The following is a 20,295-nucleotide window of genomic DNA, read 5'->3' as shown; positions in this document are numbered from 1 at the left end:
GCATGTTATGGTTCATGGGGACTGCATGCTGCAGCGCCATTATTAATACACTTGCTCTTTATAGAAAAATCCGAAGGACAGCTCTCGCTTGGGGTCCTGTATCTCCCGGATCGGCTCCAGCCATTCGTCCTGGAACTGATAGCCCGCCGGGTCTTTTAAATACTTATCGATAACGTAACGGTAAGCACGTACGACCGTTTCATTATAGGCTGGTGTCTTTAGAATGCCTTCGATTTTAAAGGAATCAATGCCTGCCTCAAGCAATTCATGCAGGTTCTCCAGCATACAGATATCGTCCGAGCTCATGATATGCGTACCATTGCTGTCCTCATAGATGGGATAACGTTCTTCCGGACGCTCGGTTTCCACCAGGAACAGACCTCCTGTTTGACCGAAGCTTCCCGGCTCTTCCTTCAATTCCGATTCGATACCCGATTTGGCTTGGTGGTCCAGGTAGCTGTGAAGCAGACTGCGCTTACTATGATAGATGTTCGTCATCCCATGCACCTGAACCTCTACCTGAAGCTCTGTATGCTGCTTGACCTCAATAACCTGTTCCATGTTCAGTTCACGGGCCAGTACAACCCGGTGCGCTCCGCGCCGTCCCCAGTAATTGGCTGTGGCATAGTTGGTCGAGGTCATTTCGGCATTCCAATGCAGCTCCAGCTGCGGCGCTTCGGAACGAACCGTCATCAGAACGGCCGGGTCCCCGAAGATGACCGCATCTACACCGGCTTCCGCTAATCCGCGAATATAAGCCGGAAGATCGGGCAGTGTTTCGTTATCAATAAGATTGTTGACAGCTGCATAGAGCTTGAAATTATTTGCCCGTGTATATTCTGCCGCATGCTGCACAGCTTTCAAATCGAACTCACCTGCAAGCCGCATGCCATAGCGGGCCTCGCCAACCGTGAACGCATTAGCTCCGGCAGCGCCCAGCAGCCGCATTTCCTCCAGAGAGGAAGGCATGACAAGCAGCTCCGGCCTGTATCCATTATCCATTGTCTGCCGCTCCTTCCTTCGCTGTCCTTTTGCTTATCTCAATGTTCTTTCTGTGTTCATTATAGCTCTCGGCGAACAAATGTGCATAAGTCCCGTCTTTCTTCGTCACATAATAATAATATGGCGTATCCTCTGGATAAAGCGCCGCCTCAATGGATTCCAGACTCGGACTTGCAATCGGCCCAGGCGGTATGCCGTCAATCTGGTACGTATTATAAGGACTTTCCACCTTCAAATCCTTCTCATACAGTCTTTCCTTCGGTTTATCCAGCATATATTGGACGGTCGCATCAATCTGCAGCCGCATATTGTCCTCAATCCGGTTGTAGATCACGCCTGCTACCAGCTTGCGTTCCTCATCAACCACTACCTCTCGTTCAATGAGCGAGGCAATGGTCATCATATCATGGAATGAAATGCCAAGCTTATCCAGCTGTTCCTGCCAATCATCGGGCAGGTTGTCCAATTTGCGGTCCAGCTCATGCAGCATACGCTGCAAAATGTCCTGCTCCCCGCTCTCCTTAACCAGCTCATAGGTCTCAGGGAATAAATATCCCTCGAGCTTATGACGAAGCTGTCCGTTATTTACGGGTATATGCTTAATCGCACCTGACTGGTCAAACAGCTCTGGCTGCTCAGCCAGCCGCAGGAATTTCTCGCGATCCACCAGTCCCTCAGCACTAAGCTTGTCTGCAATCTGCAGCACCGTGAAGCCTTCAGGAATCGTAAAACGAAAGGTCGGCGGCTTAACTGTATCCCCATTATTCAACTGCTTGATAACCGCCTGCAGCGATGTGCCTGGTGCCATTTCATACGTACCGGCCTGAAAGCGGGAACCCTCGCCTTCATAGCGCAGATAATACTTGAAGATAAAAGCATTGCGGATAATACCCTGTTTCTCCAAAATTTCCGCTACCTTAAACGGGGAAGAGCCGCTCGGTATTTCGAACTGGACCGGTTCACCGTCTGGAGCCGGACGAAGTCCATTCCACACAAACAAGGCGATGCTTCCTGCTCCGGCCAGCATGAGCCCCAGCAGAGTCAGCACCACCCACATGGTGATCCGGCTTTTGGAACTGGGCGGACTCATATCCTCCCGCCCCGTATGCCCTCCCGTTGTATACGGTTCTGCCATGCAATATTTCACTCCTCAACATACTGACAATAGGGTAAGGGACGGGATATCCCGCCCCTTCTGCAATCCATATACACCCTGTTAACTCACATTCCAGACTGTTACTCCTGTTCAAATAACAGCTCGTCGTAAGCCTCTGCAGCGGACTCCCATTCGTCTTCATCATCAATCGATTCCAGACTCAGCTCCCCGCCCGGCTGTTCCGCGACCTTGAAGAAGGCGATCTCGTCCTCTTTCCGCATGGCAGGTGTCTGAAGAGCTGCATAGGCTTCTGCTCCGATACGATACTCAGCCAATATACGAAACGGTTCGGTGCTGCCATCCTCGGACACAAGCTCCAGCTCATTGCCGAACGCTTCCTTCAAACGTGCAAGCCGCTGGACGGTACTAGAGAATCCTTGGTCAGCCATCGTTTAATCGCTCTCTTCCATTTCGCCAATCAGCGTATTGAAGGTCTCTTCGACCATATTCCATTCTTCTTCATCATCAATCGTGTAGAGCTTGAGATCATCGCCGTCTTCCTCATAGCGGAAAGCGTACACCTCATCGGTCTCTTCATCTTCGCTGCTGAGCGGCACGACCATCATATACTTCTCGTCTGAGCCATCAACCTCGAACTTCATCACGACTTCGAATTCTTCCTCGTTACCTTCTTCATCCGGAATATATATGATTTCCGGTTCTTCAAACTGCATGTCGTCCTTTGTCATCGTTACCCTCACCTTTTCGTATTAGAGTCAAGAAAATTTTGCAAAATGAGCGCTGCCGCCATTTTGTCCACCACTTGCTTCCTCTTCTTGCGGCTGATGTCCGCCTCAAGCAGGGTTCGCTCCGCGGATACCGTAGTCAGCCGTTCATCCCATAGGTGAACAGGTAAGTTTAGTTTCTCGCGCAAGGATTGCGCAAATGCGATGCAAATTTCGCCACGCGGCCCGATCGTCCCGTTCATGTTCTTCGGCAGACCGACAACGATTTCACTGACCTCGTGTTCCTTAACCAAGCCGGCGATTTCCTCCAGCTCACCACTATCATGGCGTTTTGCTACAACGCCAAGACCCTGTGCGGTCCACCGGAATGCGTCGCTTACAGCAACACCTATTCTACGGTCGCCGTAATCCAGCCCCATAACACGCATGTACTGCCGGCCCCTTTTCCATGTGTCCGCTAACCTTACCTGTGCTGACGCAGATAAGAGCGAACGAGCTCTTCGATTAATTCATCTCTTTCCATCTTGCGGATCAGGCTTCTGGCGTTGTTGTGGCGGGGAATGTAAGCCGGATCCCCAGACAGAAGATAGCCGACAATCTGGTTAATCGGATTGTATTCCTTCTCCACCAGAGCATCGTAGACCGACAGCAAAATCTCCTCTGAAGAAGATTCCATCTCCTCTGCCTTCACATTGAACTTCATTGTTTTGTCCATGGAACTCATCGCCAGCGCACCTACCTTTCAGGGTAAAACCGTTGTCATATTTCCACTATATCACATTTGCCTCTGCAAGAACCAGTTCCTCTGCAAGCGCTAGCGCTTCTTCCAGCTTCGACGGGTCCTTGCCCCCTGCCTGGGCCATATCCGGACGGCCGCCGCCTCCGCCTCCGCAGCGTGCCGCAATCTGCTTGATCAGCTTGCCGGCGTGATAGCCCTTCTTCACCAGGTCTTCCGACACGCTCACTACGAAATTGACCTTCTCATCCTGCACGGCACCCAGCACCAGCACGGCCTGCCCGCCAAGCTTAGGCTTCAGCTCGTCAGCGATACCGCGCAGTGCATCCATACTGCCCGCATTAACCGCTGCCGCGAGAAACTTCACTTCACCCAGCTGCTTGGCCTGCTGCTCCAGAGATCCCGCTTCAATCCGGGACAGCTTCGCCTGAAGCGACTCATTCTCCCTTGACAGCTCTTTCACCTGGCCGAACAGTGCATCAAGCCGTTTGGGTACGTCAGCCACATTCGACTTCAGCATGCCCGCCGCCTGCTTCAGCAGCTCCAGCTGTCCATCCATATACGTATACGCATGACGGCCCGTTACGGCTTCAATCCGGCGTACGCCCGAGCCAATACCGCTCTCGCCAACCAGCTTGAACAACCCGATTTGGGCTGTATTCGTGACATGGCAGCCGCCGCACAGCTCAATGCTGTAGTCGCCAACCTGAACGACACGGACGGTATCCCCATACTTCTCACCGAAGAGCGCCATTGCACCCATTGCCTTGGCTTCTCCGATTTCCTTCCACTCAATAGTGAGCGGTGTCCCGGCCCAAATTTGTTCATTCACCCGGCGCTCGATATCCGCTAACTCCTCGGATGTGATACTGCCGAAATGGGAGAAGTCGAACCGCAGCCGCTCCGCCTCAACCAACGAGCCCGCCTGGTTCACATGCTCGCCAAGAACCTCCTTCAGCGCTTTGTGCAGCAGATGGGTCGCTGTATGGTTCTTTATAATATCATCGCGTTTTTCGCGGGTTACCTCGGCCTTAACCGTGTCACCCGTACGCAGCGAGCCGGATTCTACCCGAACATAATGCACATGCTGGCCGTGCGGAGCTTTGGATACATCGGTCACTTCAGCACGCACGCTGCCGCCTGTAAGCGTACCAAGATCGCTAATTTGGCCTCCGCTCTCAGCATAGAACGGTGTCTTGTCCAGAATCACCAGACATTCTGTTCCTTCACCAGCGATATCTACCAGCTGGTCATCCGCGATAATCGCCACTACCTTGGCTTCTGCCACAAGACGGTCGTATCCGATAAACTCACTTGCTTCCGTCAGGTCCGCCAACGGTCCGCCCTGTACCTTCATACTGCCGGAGTCCTGGCGTGCAGAGCGTGCACGCTCACGCTGTGACTGCATAGCTGCATCAAAGCCTTCCCGGTCAACGGTCATGTTATGCTCGTCAGCATAATCCTCGGTCAGGTCAAATGGAAACCCGTACGTATCGTAAAGCTTGAATGCATCGTCACCGCCAATTACTAGGCGGCCTGATTCCCTTGCGGACTCTACCAGACTGGACAATATAGCAAGCCCATCAGACAGCGTCTCATGGAAACGCTCCTCTTCGGTGCGGATCACGCGCTCGATAAACTCACGCTTGTCCACCACCTCAGGATAATAGACACCCATTACATCCCCTACCACCTTGGTCAGGCTGAAGAGGAACGGCCGGTCTACTCCAAGCTTCTTGCCATAGCGAACTGCACGGCGCAGCAGTCTGCGGATCACATAGCCGCGGCCTTCATTGGAAGGAAGCACGCCGTCGCCAACCGAGAATACAACGGTACGGATATGATCCGCGATGACCTTCAGCGCGATATCGGCTTCTGTCTGCTGCTTGTAGCTCACGCCTGCAATCCGGCAGGTTTCTTCAATGATCGGCATGAACAAGTCCGTATCAAAGTTAGATTCAACATCCTGCAGAATGGAAGCAAACCGTTCCAGTCCTGCCCCGGTGTCAATATTCTTATTCGGCAGCGGCGTATAGCTGCCGTCCTTGTTATGGTTGTACTGCGAGAAGACAAGGTTCCAAACCTCCAGGAAGCGTTCGTTCTCTCCCCCCGGGTAGCATTCCGGATCAGCAAGATCTCCGTATTTTTCTCCGCGGTCATAGAAAATTTCCGTACAAGGGCCGCAAGGTCCTTCGCCGATATCCCAGAAATTATCCTCCAGCTTAATGATACGCTCAGCAGGCAGACCAATCTTCTTGTTCCAGAACTCGAATGCTTCCTCATCCTCCGGATGGACGGTAACCGAAAGCCGGTTCGGATCAAAGCCGATCCACTGCGGACTCGTCAGGAACTCCCAGGCCCAGGTAATCGTCTCTTCCTTGAAATAGTCTCCGATGGAGAAGTTGCCGAGCATCTCGAAGAACGTATGGTGGCGCCGCGTCTTGCCGACATTCTCAATGTCATTTGTGCGGATACATTTTTGGGAATTGGCAATCCGCGGGTTGTCCGGCTTCACCCGGCCGTCAAAATAGGGCTTCAGCGGCGCCATACCCGCATTAATCCATAGAAGGGTTGGATCGTTATGCGGCACGAGCGGAGCGCTCGGCTCGATATTGTGGCCTTTGCTTTCGAAGAAGGCGAGCCACTTGGAACGGATTTCACTTGCTTTCATGACTGGTTACCCCCAATGGTTATAAAAAAATAAAAAACGCCCTTGCATGATGCAGGGACGAATTGTGTTCGCGGTACCACCCTGGTTATCGGTCCTAAAACAACAGCCGATCTCCTTCACTAAAGACGGTAACGGGTCTTATCCGGTGAGGTTCGCTCACGCTCTGAAACGAGCTTTCAACCGTCCTGTTCACCAGGGATTCTCACAGCCGGCAGGCCTAATGGTAGGACATCTGCCGGAATCCCCTCTCTGCTGGCGGGCTCCGGTTTACTTATGTTTCATCATTGCTTTATCCGGTATACGGTATACGGTTACAACTGGCATATTCAATGAAAAGTATAGCGAAGGCGGCGAAACCTGTCAAATGGTCTTACGGCGCACGTAATAGGCGAACAGATGCTGCAGAATTACCTTAAGAGCCGCAAAGATCGGCACTGCCAGAATTAGCCCGACAAGCCCCGCTATTTCTCCGCCCACCAGCAGGGCAAATATTATTGTAAGAGGATGCATATGAAGGGTCCGGCCAACGACCTGCGGTGAAATCACATTGCTCTCAATCACCTGGCAAGCGGTATTCACGATTACGACAAGCAGCATCATTTTCAACGAAATGGTCGAAGCAACCACCAGCGCGGGCGCCGCTCCCAGGAATGGCCCCAGGTACGGAATGACGTTGGTAACCATGACCACCCCGGCCAGCAGCAGCGGATATGGCAGACCGGAGAGCCAATAGCCTAGATAGGCCAGGATGCCGACCAGCACACAGACAATGAACTGCCCGCGAATGTAACTGCCGAGCGCCTCATCAATATCCTTGAACAGCCGTACGGCACTCTGTCTGTGTGCACTGGGCACATAAGCGATTACCGTACGCTCAAAGACCGCGAAGTCCTTCAGGATGTAGAACGCTAGAAACGGTATGATAAAAGCCACAAACACGACATTTATCATGGCGCCGATATTATTTACGAAGGAGATAACCGCTTCCGACATCCGCTTTTCAAGCTCGTAGATTGAGTTATTAATCCCTGAGCGGATACTCTCGGGCAGAAAGGAGTTGTTATTTAAATCGTTGATAAACGTCTGTGCCCGCATCGTCAGCTCCGGAGCATGCTTATTAAGCGCCTCAAGCTGCTCCACAAACATCGGAATGAGATTCAGCAGCAGAACCGTAAGCGCCGCACAGAAGACCGCATAGATCAATAGTACGGCAACGGAGCGGGGCATTTTCCGCTCGGCTAGCATACAGACAATCGGATTAAGCACATAAGAGATGATCATCGCAATGAGGAAGGGGGCAAGTACTGTTTTCAAAAAACTGTATACCACTACAATCACCGGCTTCAGCTGAAGCAGCAGAAGCAATGCCGTGAGTCCCAGAATAACAAGAACAAGTCCATAAAACAGGCGGCTGTTTGACCATTTATCCACTCTATCCCCCCTCTGCACTGCGTCAATCTGAACCTGTACCATCATTATATGTACAAGGTGGACAATTCATCCTTTTTCATGCCGGCAGCTAAGGGGATAATCGGATAGACGCCAAAAAAAAGGCAGCCTGAGCGGCTGCCTTAGATCCTCCATGCGCGTATTGCGCTCTTATGTAGCATGAATGTGATGGACAGGCTGATCTTCAAAAAACAGATCGTCCAGAGAGCTGAGTGTTCCGTCTTCCTCTACCTGGAATACAGACATCTTCTCTCCGTTAACTGTCAGTTCTATGAAGCAGCCCCAGCAATAAAATTGGTGCGAGCCTATTTTTCCGATATCCTTCGAGTTGCAGTTGGGGCATCTCATCATAAAAGCATATCTCCCTATTTTCCCGTTTCAGAAGCCACGATTGCCTCCAGGTCTTTCTCGCAGCGGGCCGGGACGATAATGACATCCTCTCCCAAAGTGACTTCGTCAGGATCAGCAGGTATTTTCAACCACTTCCGTCCTTCCATCAAGTCCGAGACAAAACCATCTGACAATTCAAAACCTACTATTGGTGTACCCATTTCTTTCCTAAAATAAACATCTGATACATGTCCAAGCTGGTTGCCCTTCTCGGTGACGACCGCCATATCCCGGAGCTTGATTACGCCAGTCTGGAAAGTACGGCCGATCTCTGTGGCACGGAGACGCTGTACGTCATTCCTGTCCTTAATCATCACTGCATCGCTGCCGCAGGCTTGTACATTATCCCAAAGAACAGCAGTATAGTAGGTAGTCAGCCACCATCTGCTTGATTGTATAATCAGTCCTGAGGCAACCCAGTGCTCATCGAACCACAGATCCATCACCTTGCCAATCTGGTCACCTGTACCGACTTCGATAACTGGCAGCCTGAGCACATTCTGAAGCTTGATCACTGTGTTGCAAGCCCCCTAAGAATTACTACGGATTCGCTTCACAACGGTTGCAATTTTACCCACCGCTGTCTCCACTTCTTCCATAGTATTCCCCAAACCGAAGCTGAAACGTACGGCTGACATCAGCCGATCCTCCGGAAGGCCCATTGCCTTCAGAACATGTGAGCGCTCGAGCGAACCTGAGGTACAGGCCGATCCGCTTGCCGCTGCTATGCCTTCCATATCCAGATTCATCAGCATCGTCTCCGTATCCGTCCCGATCAGGCTGATATTAGTGATGTGGGGCAGGCGGTTGTCCAAGCTGCCGTTGATCACAGCGAAGTCCTCGCCAAGCGCGGCCTTCATCTGCTGCTCGAACCGATCACGGAGCGCTGCCGTACCGGCAGCTTTGTTATGTAAATCTGAGGCTGAGAGACGGACAGCCTCGGCAAAACCAGCGATACCGGCAATATTCTCGGTTCCCGCGCGCCGTTTGCGCTCCTGCGCTCCGCCGAAGACGGAAGGCTCAAAGGGCGTTCCTGCTGCTATGTACAATGCGCCTGTGCCATGAGGCCCGTTAATCTTATGTGCCGAGAAGGATACGAAATCTGCCGCGAGCTCTGACAGCCGGATTGGTACTGCACCCAGCGCCTGCACGGCATCTATATGGTATAAGGCGCCATGGCTGCGGACCAGCTCGCCGATCTGTCCGACCGGCTGCATTGTGCCTACCTCATTGTTCCCCCACATGATGCTGACAAGAGCTGTTTCAGGGCGTAGGGCCTCCCTCAGCTCATCCAGAGAAACGTTTCCCTCTGGGTCAACAGGCAGAACCGTTACCTCAAACCCCCGCTCCGCAAGCGCCTCACAGGCATGCAGTACGGCATAATGCTCGATTGCGGAAGTAATGATATGATTCCGGCCCTTCTTCAGCATGGCGGCCGCCCCGCCCATCAGAGCAGTGTTGTCGCTTTCCGTACCTCCCGAAGTGAAAATCAGCTCGGAAGGCTTGCAGCCGATCGCCTCCGCTATCATGTCTCTTGCCTTGTTAAGCCGCTGCCTTGCGGCACGGCCGTAAGCGTGTATGCTGGATGCATTTCCCGGCTGTCCCTGCAAAATATCCATCATTACTTCCACAACCTGCGGATGCATTGGTGTCGTGGCCGCATGATCCAGATAAAAGGTTCTCATCAGTATCATTCCTCAGTCATTCATTAAATGTAGAACATATAGCTGTCTATTTCACTCTCATCCTTGAAGGCGATCAGGTCAGCCAGCGTGGTCGAATCAAGCACACTTGCAATACTGTCTCTGATCCGCAGCCACAAATCCCGCTTGGCCGGATCATCCTCTTCCGTAAAATCGACTGGTGAAATCGGCCCTTCCAGGATCCGGATAATATCGCCGGCTGTCACATTCTCAGGCTCTTTGGACAGCACATAACCGCCATAGGCGCCTCTAATGCTCTTGACCATGCCTGCGTTCCGCAGCGGCGCAACCAGCTGCTCGAGATAATGTTCCGACAACTGATTCCGTTCCGCAATACTTTTGAGAGAAAGCGGACCCTCGCCAAACTTTGCAGCTAGCTCCATCATTATCGTTAGACCGTAACGGCCCTTCGTTGAGATTTTCAAATTAAGCGCACCTCTTCCGTCCGAACGGCACCGGTCCGTCAAATGGACCTGTACCTGTAGTATCTACCTAAAGTAAAACATGGTATTCCCATAACAGTTCTATGTTAACATATCAGCTTAAGTTTGCGTTAAAAAACGTGTCGGCTCTGTAAATTAATTCGTTCGACTCATGTCCTCTGGCATGCTGCTCAATGGCTTCGGTCCGTATAACATAGTATGAAAACATATTGCGGGATGTGGTACAATGTTAAGACGGCCAGAACACTGTTTTGGTTGCATATCAGGCTATATGTCAGGCGGTGAATGTAATGACACAGAAGAGCAACAGCGAAACACGCGTAGTCGTGGGCATGTCGGGCGGCGTCGATTCCTCGGTAACCGCACTTCTGCTCAAGCAGCAGGGCTATGATGTGATCGGCATTTTCATGAAAAACTGGGATGACACCGATGAATTCGGGCACTGCACGGCTGAAGAGGACGCAGAGGACGTGCGCCGTGTGTGCGATCAAATCGGCATTCCTTACTATACGGTTAATTTCGAGGAAGCGTATTATGATAAAGTATTCAGCTACTTCCTTGATGAATATAAGCGCGGGCGCACACCTAACCCCGATGTAATGTGCAACCGTGAGATTAAGTTCGGCGACTTCCTGAAGAAAGCGCTAAGCCTTGGAGCTGACTACCTGGCAACCGGACATTACGCTCGTGTAGAGCGTTCCGGCAGCGGTGTCCGTCTGCTTCGGGGTGTGGATGCCGGCAAGGACCAGACCTACTTCCTGCATGCACTGTCCCAGGAGCAGCTGTCGAAGGCGATGTTCCCGATCGGCCACCTGCCGAAGCCGGAGGTCCGCCGTATTGCTGAGGAAGCGGGACTTGCTACAGCCAAGAAGAAGGACAGCACTGGCGTCTGCTTTATCGGGGAACGCAACTTTAAGGAGTTCCTGAGCAACTACCTCCCGGCCAAGCCGGGCAGCATGATCGATGTCCGGACAGGCGATATTAAAGGACGCCATGACGGGCTAATGTATTACACCCTCGGGCAGCGTCAGGGTCTTGGCATCGGCGGCTCAGGCACTGGAGAGCCTTGGTTTGTTGCAGATAAGAATCTCGAGCGCAACGAGCTGATCGTCGTACAGGGCGAGAACCATCCTGTTCTGTATTCCGAGGGCCTTACAGCTGCGGGCGTCAATTGGATCGCTCCTTCCAAACCGGAGGGCTCCTTCCGTTGTACGGCTAAATTCCGTTACAGACAGCCTGACCAAGGCGTTAAGGTCAGCATTAGCGGAGACGGGACAGCGGAGGTCATATTTGACAAGCCGCAGAAGGCTGTTACGCCAGGCCAAGCCGTCGTATTCTACGATGGCGAGATATGCCTTGGCGGCGGGACCATCGACCGGGTTCATAAGGTTGACCCGGCCAGCTTCGAAGGAACAGCCGGCAGCACCGTTATAACGCAATAAGAGACAGGCCCTGCAGTCTAACGATTGCAGGGCTTGGCTTATTCTAGCCGTTTATCACAGTAAAACATAGTCCGGTAATCAAACATTGCAAAAAAGGCTGCCAGCTTGGTCATTAGACCGCTGACAGCCTTCTTTTGGCATTTGCTATCCTGTCTCCGATTGAAGCAGCGGTTCCTCGCTGTCCAGTGAATCCAGAAGCTTCACAGTAATTCGGGAGATACGGAGATGATCCGTTTCCTCAATCTTAAACTCATGGGTATCGCGATAGTAAACGCTCTGCCCCTTCTTCGGCGGGATTTCCACCTGCGCATAAATCCAGCCGCCGATCGTATCATAATCATCGCTCTCGATCTCAAGGCCAAAGTAGCTGTTCACCTCTTCAATCAGCATTAAACCGTTGATGGAATAGGTCCGCCCGTCACGCTGCTCAAGATCCGGACGTTCCTCGTCAAACTCATCCTGGATCTCACCGACAATCTCTTCCATAATATCCTCAAGTGTTACAAGACCGGAGGTTCCGCCGTACTCATCAATGAGGATGGCAATTTGCGTCTTTTTCTTCTGCATAAGCTTAAGCAGTGTACTGATCTGTATCGATTCAGGCACCGTCGTAATCGGTCTTGTAATCTGACGGATGTTGGTCAGCTTCTGGGCGCTGACTTTGAGCAGATCTTTTATATGGACGAAACCGATAATGTTGTCTTTATCCTGTTCGCAAACCGGGTAACGGGTATGCATTTCCTGCAGCGCAAACTTCTGATTCTCCTCAAAGGAGAGGTTAGCGTACAGACAATTCATTTCCGTCCGTGGGATCATAATCTCCTTCGCAGTTGTATCCGCGAAATCAAAGATATTGTCCACGAGGGTAAGCTCCGTGTTGTCAATCAACCCGCTCTTATGGCTCTCCTTCATCAATATCCGGATTTCTTCCTCCGTATGAGCGGATTCATGCTCAGATGCGGGTGCTATGCCAAACAGCTTCAACAACGCGTTGGCGGTTCCATTAAGAAACCAGATGAACGGATACATGATTTTGTGAAAAATAATCAGCGGCCACGCGGTCAGCAGCGTAATGCCCTCCGATTTTCGGATTGCAAGCGTCTTAGGTGCCAATTCGCCAAGTACGATGTGCATGAAAGTAATCAGCGAAAAAGCAATAATAAATGCAATCGTATGAACGACTACTGCATTTCCGACCCCAAGCTCCACCAGCCAAGGCTCAATAATTCTTGCGATTGCCGGTTCACCCAGCCATCCCAGTCCAAGCGAAGCCAGCGTGATACCAAGCTGACAGACGGACAGATAGGCGTCCAGGTTATTCGTCACCTGCACCGCATATTTGGCCCTGCTGTGGCCTTCAAGCATCAAGGAGTCAATCCGGCTGCCTCTCACCTTTACCATGGCGAACTCAGCCGCTACAAAAAAGCCGTTCAAAAATACAAGTAACAAAATCAAGATCAAGCTCAAAAATATGGGTAACGGGTCGCTGTTCAACGATTCCCTGTCTCCGTATGCCGCCTGGCGGCTTTATCGGGGGACAGGTGCACCTCCTTCAGGGTATAAAATATAATTAATCATTATAATAATTAAGATTAGTCGATGAAGGCCTTTGCGTCAAACGCCGGTTTTATGGCTGTATTTATGTTTATTCGGCATAGGTTGACCTTTATGAACCTTTTGCTGGCTCTTACGATGATTTTTGCCCCTCTATCTCGATGTACCACGGTTTCGGCGGCGTTTGGCCTGGTTTTGCTGGATTTTCTCCTCCATGCCTTGTGCGGTTGCACGATAGTATTCCTGTCCGTGCAGACTGTCCGGCAGGTACTGCTGCTCCACATAATGGCCCGGATAGTCATGAGGGTACAAGTACCCGGTATGCCCAAGCTGGACGGAGCCCTTATAATGGCCATCCCGCAGATGCAGCGGCACCTCCATCGTACCGCTCCGCTCGATCGCTGCCCCGATACGGCCGATTGCTTCTGTTACAGCATTGGACTTCGGGCTCTCCACGGCAAACAGGATCGCCTGCGATATATTGTACTTGGCCTCCGGCCAGCCGATCTTATGGTAGGCGTCCATTGCGGTCACCGCCTGCACCATCGCCTGGGGATTGGCCAGCCCAATATCCTCACTGCATGCGACAATCAATCGCCTAAGGAAGGTCATCGGGTCCATTCCAAGCTTCTCTACCGCATACAGAAACCAGAACAGTGCCGCATCGCTGGATCCCCGTATGCTCTTGTGAAAGGCCGAGAGCACATCGTACTGCGTCGATTCATCAGCCTTCATCGTCGGCTTGCGGATCGACTCCTCCGCTACCTCCAGATTAATATGAACGGAGCCGTCAGGCTGGGAGGGGGTCGTAACGGCAGCAAGCTCCAGCGCATTGAGCGCACGCCTGATATCACCTCCGGCCATGGAGGCGATATGCGCCAGCGCCTCGTCATCGGCCGTCAGCTTCATGAAGCCGAGCCCCCTGTCCTTATCCTTCAGCGCCCGCCGCATAGCCTCCATGGCGTGCTCCTCTGTCAGCGGCTCCAGCTGAAACAGCGTAGATCGTGACAGCAGCGCCCCGTTGACATGATGGAACGGATTTTCAGTGGTTGCGCCGATAAAGATAATGATCCCCTGCTCCACAGCCGGCAGCAGAGCATCCTGGCGTGATGTATTGAAGCGATGGACCTCATCCAAAAACAGAATCGTCTTCCTGCCGTACATCGATTTCGTTGTTTTCGCACGGTCAATCACCTCGCGGACATCCTTAACCGATGCATCGACGGCGTTCAGCTTGATGAAATCCCCCTCAGTCTTCTTCGAGATAATGTGGGCGAGCGTTGTCTTGCCGCAGCCTGGAGGACCGTACAGCAGTATGGAAGACACCTGGTCTCCCTCGATCGCCCTCCTGAGCAACTTGCCCGGGCCCACGATATGGGCTTGGCCGATGTAATCATCCAGCGTCTCAGGACGCATGCGATCTGCGAGCAGTCTGGCCCGGGGCTTCGCCTCTTCCTGATAGGAGAATAAGTCCATATCCGCTTTCCTTTCATCCGTAACTTAATTATTTCACTGCCATTATACCATATTCGCACACATGTTCTCCACTTGCTGCATGAGTACAGCCAGCTCAAAAAACCGGCAGGTCATTCCTGCCGGCTTTCAACATGCCAATATTTTAAGATGTTCTCTTAAACCTTCACACCGTTCCGCTCCAGCAGCTCACGTACAGCCACACTGACCATAATCAGTCCGGCTACAGGCGGAACGAATGCATTGCTTGCAGGCGGCATCTGTGCTTTACGAATCTCCGGCGCATTCTCCGGTACGATTCGCTGGGTTACATCTTCCCTCGGCTTCTTAGGCTCCTCCGTCGAGAAAACAACCTTAACTCCGCGCCTGACGCCTTCGCGGCGTAGCTTCTGGCGCACGACTCTGGCTACCGGATCCGTATGCGTCTTCGAAATATCAACAACCTGGAACTTGGTCGGATCCATCTTGTTAGCGGCGCCCATACTGGAGATGATCGGTATTTTCCGCTCCAGGCACTGCTTAATCAGATGGACCTTATAAGAGAGTGTATCCGACGCGTCCAGCACATAATCAAGCTCATACTCAAACAGCTTCTCATAGGTTTCTTCCGTATAAAACATCCGCAGCGACACAGCGTCGCACTCCGGATTAATCAGCTTGATACGCTCCTGCATCAGATCGGCCTTCGGCTGGCCGACCGTAGTCGTAAGCGCATGGATCTGCCGGTTAACATTGGTTATATCAACCACGTCTTTGTCGATCAGGATGATCCGGCCCACCCCTGTCCGGGCCAGCGCCTCGGCAGCAATTGATCCGACTCCGCCAATTCCGAGCACGGCAACCGTGCTGTTCTTCATCACATCAAGCCCTTCAGGCCCAATGGCAAGCTCCGTACGGGAAAACTGGTGCAGCATCTAAATATCGCTCCTTCCGGGACAGACCGCAGGTCGGCTATATCTGCCCGCCTGCTGCCGTTTACTTAAGAATGGACTGTCTCTCCAGGAAATTAACCCGTAATGAGACAGTCCACACTTTGCACTTCATCATGTTACCCGCGGAGAACGCCCGCAGGCATTCTCCCCGGTATCGTCCTGCTATTATGCTTTTGGTCCTTCTGCCTGTCCAGGCTTCGCGCTTGGCTTCGGCACGGTACGGATATGCAGCTGCTGAAGCTGGGACGGCTCAACAGGCGCTGGCGCGTCACAGAGCAGATCGGTAGCATTGGCTGTCTTCGGAAATGCAATCGTCTCACGCAGGTTGGTCCGGCCTGTAAGAAGCATAACGAGACGGTCAAAACCAAAGGCAATGCCGCCATGAGGCGGTGTACCATATTCGAACGCTTCAAGCAGATAGCCAAATGATTCGTAAGCTTCTTCCATCGTAAAGCCTAGTGCCTTGAACATCTTTTCCTGTACCTCACGCTTGTAAATCCGCATCGAACCGCCGCCGACCTCATAACCGTTCAGAACAAGGTCATATGCCTGCGCGCGAATCGCGCCCGGATCGGTCTCGAACAGATGCAGATCATCTTCATGAGGGCGGGTAAACGGATGATGCTCGGCTACATAACGCTTGGCTTCTTCGTCCCAGCCAAGCAGCGGGAAGTCAACCACCCACGCGAACTTGTACACGGAATCGTCAATCAGGCCCAGCTCGCGGCCGATCTTCAGGCGAAGATTTCCAAGCACATCCGCAACCACTTTCTTCTTGTCGGCTGAGAACAGGAGCAGGTCTCCCTCCTCTACGCCAAGACGGTCGCTCAACGCACTGATCTCTTCGGGTTTAAAGAACTTGACGATCGGTCCGCGCCACTCGCCTTCCTTAACGGTAACCCATGCAAGACCCTTACCGCCGTATCGTGCCGCAAATGGCTGCAGATCATCCAGCTCCTTGCGGCTCCAGCCTGCGCAGCCTTTGGCGTTCAGCGCTTTGACAACACCGCCTGAGGCAGCTACGCTCGCAAACACCTTCACGTCACTGCCGGAGACGATATCGGTAATATCCTCCATCTCCAGGCCAAAACGAAGGTCAGGCTTATCCGAGCCATATTTGTTCATCGCATCGGCATACGTAATACGCTGGAACGGACGGGACAGTTCGGCGCCTACTGTTTCACGGAACAGCTTGACCGCGAGCTCTTCCATCATATCGAGCAGCTGATCCTGAGACAGGAACGAGGTCTCGATGTCCACCTGCGTAAACTCCGGCTGGCGGTCCGCACGAAGATCTTCATCACGGAAGCAGCGTGCGATCTGATAATAACGCTCAATGCCGCCTACCATAAGCAGCTGCTTAAAAATTTGCGGCGATTGTGGGAGTGCGTAGAACTCCTCCGGGTGAACCCGGCTTGGTACAAGGTAGTCTCTGGCTCCTTCAGGAGAGCTCTTGGTCAGAATCGGCGTCTCTACCTCGATAAAGCCCTGTCCGTCAAGGAAGTCACGGAAAATTTTGGCCGCCTTCGAACGAAGCAGCAGCGTATTCTGCATCTCGGGCCGGCGCAGATCCAGATAACGGTACTTCAGTCGCAGGGATTCATCAACCTCTACGCCGTCCTCAACCGGAAATGGAGGCGTCTTGGCAGCACTCATGATTTCGATTTCCTTAACGCGGATTTCGATCTCTCCTGTCGCAATGTTCGGATTGAACGTTTCCGGGTCACGCTGGACCACTTCGCCGCTTACGGCAAGCACATATTCACTGCGGGCGCGGTCAGCGATATCAAGCGCCTCTCCGGAGAAATCCGGGTTGAATACAATCTGTACAATACCGGTGCGGTCGCGCAAATCAATGAAGAGCACGCCTCCAAGGTCGCGTCTGCGCTGTACCCAGCCATTCAAGATTACCTTTGTTCCCACATCGGCTTTTGTCAATTTGCCGCAGTCATGTGTTTTGAGCATCATAGTCAAGATTCCTGCCTTTCTATGTTCCTAGTTGGTTTATTGTGAGATGGACTGCTTGATTTCATCCGCAAGCTTGTCCAGTGATACCACACGCTGTTCGCCGGATTGCATATGCTTCAGCGCAATCTCGCCGCGCGCCAGCTCGTCCTCGCCGAGAATCGCCGTAAAGCGAGCTTCGTAGCGGTCTGCCGACTTCATCTGTGCCTTCATCTTACGACCAAGGTAATCACGGTCTGCAGCAAGGCCCTGTTCCCGAAGCTGCTGCACAATCCGTACGGTTTCCCGCTCTGCATCAGAACCGAGCCCGACAACATACACATCCAGGCGGCCAAGGCCTTCAACCCCGCTATTCTTGCTCTCCAGCAGCATGACAGCCCGCTCAAGACCAATACCAAAGCCAATCCCCGGCTGATCCGGTCCGCCGATCTCACCGACAAGCCCATTGTAGCGGCCGCCTCCGCCAACCGTGTCGATTGCCCCGATGCCTTCCGCCTTATATTCAAAAGCGGTGTGCGTATAGTAATCCAGTCCGCGCACAAGCCGGGAATTGATGGTGTAGCCGATACCCATGGCCTCCAAGTATGATTTTACCGCTTCAAAATGCGTGCTGCACTCCTCATCCAGACTATCCAGTATCGAAGGCGCATCCGTGAAATGCTTCTGATCCGTCTTGCAGTCCAGAACGCGCAAGGGGTTGCGGTCCATCCGCGACTGGCAGTCCTTGCACAGCGTCTCCCGCATCGGCTCCAGGAAGCCAAGCAGCTTTTCGCGGAAAGCGGCGCGGACGGACGGAGTACCGACCGAGTTGATCTCCACGCGCACATCCTCCAGCCCGATAGAGTGGAAGAACGATAAGCCGAGCGCGATAACCTCTGCATCAATCGCTGGGTCGGCTGAACCAAGCGCCTCTACTCCGAACTGATGGAACTGGCGGTAACGCCCTGCCTGCTGGCGTTCATAACGGAACATTGGACCAATATAATACAGCTTGCCGACATCCGGTTCTCCGTAAAGCTTGTTCTCCACATAGGCCCGTACCACCCCCGCTGTTCCTTCGGGACGAAGAGTAATGCTGCGGTCTCCCCTGTCCGTGAAGGTGTACATCTCCTTCTCCACAATATCCGTCGTTTCGCCGACTCCCCGCTTGAACAGGTCCGTCGTTTCAAACATTGGCGTCCGGATTTCACGGTAATTATAGCTGCGGCACAGCGCTCTGGCTTTGCCTTCCACGAACTGCCACTTGGCAGTTGCTGCAGGAAGAAAGTCTTGTGTGCCCGGCGGCTTCTGAAAAGCCATCTGCAATCCCCTCCTTCTTGTTTCCAAACATTTCGTGAAGCTGTGTTAAGCCGGTCTGAGAAAACAGCGATGAATGTAAAAAAGCCCCCCGCCTCAAGCGCTCTGATGCGCTTGGGGCGAGAGACTGTTATCAGCTCACGCGGTACCACCCATGTTCCGGTTATCTGCCAGTATGCAGTCTAACCGCTCAACGGTTAACGCCCGTTACTCGCGTACCGGCTAATGAGCATACCGTTACAGACGGTCTGCTGGTTCACCGGACGTTCTCAGGGAGGTTCTTTCACCTGCTCAGCATAAAGACGTTTGCAGCCTGGACGTCTCTCTCTGGGTATGTGATACAGATTACTTTGTCCCGTCATCGAATCTTCTGCAGCTATGGCCGCAGCCTTCAGTTGATTACCAATTTTACCTGCCGTGACACGTAAAGTCAAGATTCGCACAGCTTTTTTTGTCGCCATAGGCCCTAAGGTCTTGTAAAAGAAAATAACCTGCAGCCAGCGGGGCCACAGGTCCAAAGTTTATATCTTATAAAAAAGGGGGTCGACTATTATTCTAGCCGGGCTATATTAGGAGAACATGTTAATTAGATTACAGTCTTATTACAATAAATGAAGCGTTTACTTATAAGAGTAAAAAAAACACTGGCGCTGTACACGCTCAGTGTTTTATCTGCCCCTGCGGCCTTACAGCATCTCCCTGTCCGGGCTGGTGCGACCGCCGGACCACAAGGCTGAAGCCGGACGTTCTCCGGCCGCTACGGCTGTCATACAAGCTAATGCCTCGCGGCGTTCTGCATGCATCAGCCCGGAGGCCGTTCTTAGAATCTGCTGCTCTTTGGGTGCTTGGCGCATGAATTACTCTCGGCTCCTTTCGACATCTGTCTCCATTTGCCATTAGTGTATCCAGCAGTCCCGAATCTAACCGTCCATGCTGTCGATAATCAGCGTAACCGGTCCCCAATTAATGAGCTCCACATCCATCATGGCGCCGAAACGGCCTGTCTCAACATGAAGCCCCCGGGCACGCAGCAATTCATTAAATTGATTATAGAGAGGTTCAGCCTGTTCTGGTCTCGCAGCAGACATAAAATTAGGTCTTCTGCCCTTACGGCAGTCCCCGTAAAGTGTAAACTGCGACACAGACAGCACCGCACCGCCGATGTCAGTTACGGACAGGTTCATTTTCCCATCCTGATCCTCAAAGATCCGAAGACCAGCCAGCTTGTCCGCCATCCAGCGGATGTCACGCTCTGTATCCTCCTGTGTAAATCCGACGAGCAGCATCAGGCCCTCTTCTATCGCCCCGGTGACCTCACCTGCGACCGTGACCGAGGCCGAACGGCAGCGCTGTACGACAACTCTCATCGTTACCCCCAAGTATCCTTCATTCTTGCA

General features: G+C 52.6%; 20 protein-coding genes. 1 reads left to right on the top strand and 19 read right to left on the bottom strand.

Annotated features, from left to right (window positions below):
* Nucleotides 1-42: 42 nt before the first annotated feature.
* The 12 genes from L1N82_RS10450 to cymR form a co-directional block, all read right to left on the bottom strand.
* Entirely contained in the window at nucleotides 43-1,002 is a 960-nt protein-coding gene (locus L1N82_RS10450) for a peptidase U32 family protein (RefSeq protein ID WP_235287307.1), read from the bottom strand.
* Nucleotides 995-2,059, bottom strand: a complete 1,065-nt coding sequence (gene mltG / locus L1N82_RS10445; RefSeq protein WP_407946740.1) for an endolytic transglycosylase MltG — start codon at nucleotides 2,057-2,059, stop codon at nucleotides 995-997. The genes L1N82_RS10450 and mltG overlap by 8 nt, the downstream gene beginning before the upstream one ends.
* A 179-nt stretch (nucleotides 2,060-2,238) precedes the next feature.
* The gene (locus L1N82_RS10440) at nucleotides 2,239-2,547 is read right to left on the bottom strand and encodes a DUF1292 domain-containing protein (RefSeq protein WP_235287306.1); all 309 of its coding nucleotides are present in this window, start codon (nucleotides 2,545-2,547) and stop codon (nucleotides 2,239-2,241) included.
* A gap of 3 nt (nucleotides 2,548-2,550) precedes the next feature.
* The gene (locus L1N82_RS10435; RefSeq protein ID WP_235287305.1) at nucleotides 2,551-2,847 is read right to left on the bottom strand and encodes a DUF1292 domain-containing protein; all 297 of its coding nucleotides are present in this window, start codon (nucleotides 2,845-2,847) and stop codon (nucleotides 2,551-2,553) included.
* Nucleotides 2,848-2,855: 8 nt separating this feature from the next.
* Nucleotides 2,856-3,272, bottom strand: a complete 417-nt coding sequence (gene ruvX / locus L1N82_RS10430) for a Holliday junction resolvase RuvX (protein WP_235287304.1) — start codon at nucleotides 3,270-3,272, stop codon at nucleotides 2,856-2,858.
* 35 nt (nucleotides 3,273-3,307) lie between these two features.
* The gene (locus L1N82_RS10425) at nucleotides 3,308-3,568 is read right to left on the bottom strand and encodes an IreB family regulatory phosphoprotein (RefSeq protein WP_235287303.1); all 261 of its coding nucleotides are present in this window, start codon (nucleotides 3,566-3,568) and stop codon (nucleotides 3,308-3,310) included.
* Between the two features lie 46 nt (nucleotides 3,569-3,614).
* Nucleotides 3,615-6,251 carry an alanine--tRNA ligase gene (gene alaS / locus L1N82_RS10420; protein ID WP_235287302.1) on the bottom strand — a complete coding sequence of 879 codons (2,637 nt, stop codon included), beginning with the start codon at nucleotides 6,249-6,251 and terminating at the stop codon, nucleotides 3,615-3,617.
* Between the two features lie 360 nt (nucleotides 6,252-6,611).
* Nucleotides 6,612-7,682 carry an AI-2E family transporter gene (locus L1N82_RS10415; RefSeq protein ID WP_235287301.1) on the bottom strand — a complete coding sequence of 357 codons (1,071 nt, stop codon included), beginning with the start codon at nucleotides 7,680-7,682 and terminating at the stop codon, nucleotides 6,612-6,614.
* A 168-nt stretch (nucleotides 7,683-7,850) separates the two neighbouring features.
* Complete coding sequence (locus L1N82_RS10410) at nucleotides 7,851-8,051, bottom strand: hypothetical protein (RefSeq protein WP_111148530.1); 201 nt, start codon at nucleotides 8,049-8,051, stop codon at nucleotides 7,851-7,853.
* A 14-nt stretch (nucleotides 8,052-8,065) separates the two neighbouring features.
* On the bottom strand, nucleotides 8,066-8,605 hold the full coding sequence (locus L1N82_RS23450) for a PRC-barrel domain-containing protein (protein WP_235287300.1): 540 nt from the start codon (nucleotides 8,603-8,605) through the stop codon (nucleotides 8,066-8,068).
* 15 nt (nucleotides 8,606-8,620) lie between these two features.
* A complete protein-coding gene (locus tag L1N82_RS10400; RefSeq protein WP_235287299.1) occupies nucleotides 8,621-9,775 on the bottom strand; it encodes a cysteine desulfurase family protein in 1,155 nt (384 codons plus the stop codon).
* A gap of 23 nt (nucleotides 9,776-9,798) precedes the next feature.
* Complete coding sequence (cymR, locus tag L1N82_RS10395) at nucleotides 9,799-10,218, bottom strand: cysteine metabolism transcriptional regulator CymR (protein ID WP_235287298.1); 420 nt, start codon at nucleotides 10,216-10,218, stop codon at nucleotides 9,799-9,801.
* Nucleotides 10,219-10,505: 287 nt separating this feature from the next.
* Between cymR and mnmA the strand changes: the two genes are divergently transcribed.
* Nucleotides 10,506-11,678, top strand: a complete 1,173-nt coding sequence (gene mnmA, locus L1N82_RS10390) for a tRNA 2-thiouridine(34) synthase MnmA (RefSeq protein WP_328284466.1) — start codon at nucleotides 10,506-10,508, stop codon at nucleotides 11,676-11,678.
* A gap of 144 nt (nucleotides 11,679-11,822) precedes the next feature.
* Here the strand turns inward: mnmA and L1N82_RS10385 are convergent, their stop codons facing one another.
* The 7 genes from L1N82_RS10385 to dtd form a co-directional block, all read right to left on the bottom strand.
* Nucleotides 11,823-13,172, bottom strand: coding sequence for a hemolysin family protein (locus L1N82_RS10385; RefSeq protein ID WP_235287296.1), 1,350 nt, complete (start codon nucleotides 13,170-13,172; stop codon nucleotides 11,823-11,825).
* Nucleotides 13,173-13,385: 213 nt separating this feature from the next.
* A complete protein-coding gene (locus L1N82_RS10380) occupies nucleotides 13,386-14,708 on the bottom strand; it encodes a replication-associated recombination protein A (RefSeq protein ID WP_235287295.1) in 1,323 nt (440 codons plus the stop codon).
* A gap of 155 nt (nucleotides 14,709-14,863) precedes the next feature.
* Complete coding sequence (locus L1N82_RS10375; RefSeq protein ID WP_235287294.1) at nucleotides 14,864-15,619, bottom strand: tRNA threonylcarbamoyladenosine dehydratase; 756 nt, start codon at nucleotides 15,617-15,619, stop codon at nucleotides 14,864-14,866.
* 183 nt (nucleotides 15,620-15,802) lie between these two features.
* The gene (gene aspS / locus L1N82_RS10370) at nucleotides 15,803-17,605 is read right to left on the bottom strand and encodes an aspartate--tRNA ligase (protein ID WP_235287293.1); all 1,803 of its coding nucleotides are present in this window, start codon (nucleotides 17,603-17,605) and stop codon (nucleotides 15,803-15,805) included.
* Between the two features lie 36 nt (nucleotides 17,606-17,641).
* Nucleotides 17,642-18,901, bottom strand: a complete 1,260-nt coding sequence (gene hisS / locus L1N82_RS10365; protein WP_235287292.1) for a histidine--tRNA ligase — start codon at nucleotides 18,899-18,901, stop codon at nucleotides 17,642-17,644.
* Between the two features lie 683 nt (nucleotides 18,902-19,584).
* Nucleotides 19,585-19,752, bottom strand: a complete 168-nt coding sequence (locus L1N82_RS10360; RefSeq protein WP_235287291.1) for a hypothetical protein — start codon at nucleotides 19,750-19,752, stop codon at nucleotides 19,585-19,587.
* 66 nt (nucleotides 19,753-19,818) lie between these two features.
* Nucleotides 19,819-20,265: a D-aminoacyl-tRNA deacylase gene (gene dtd, locus L1N82_RS10355; RefSeq protein WP_235287290.1), complete on the bottom strand. Its 447-nt coding sequence runs from the start codon at nucleotides 20,263-20,265 to the stop codon at nucleotides 19,819-19,821.
* Nucleotides 20,266-20,295: the final 30 nt, after the last annotated feature.

Origin of the sequence: Paenibacillus tarimensis, from assembly GCF_021532315.1 — a bacterium.
Lineage (GTDB): Bacteria > Bacillota > Bacilli > Paenibacillales > Paenibacillaceae > Paenibacillus_I > Paenibacillus_I tarimensis.
Note: the sequence above shows the minus strand (reverse complement) of the source record. Positions and strands in the feature narration are given on the sequence as shown.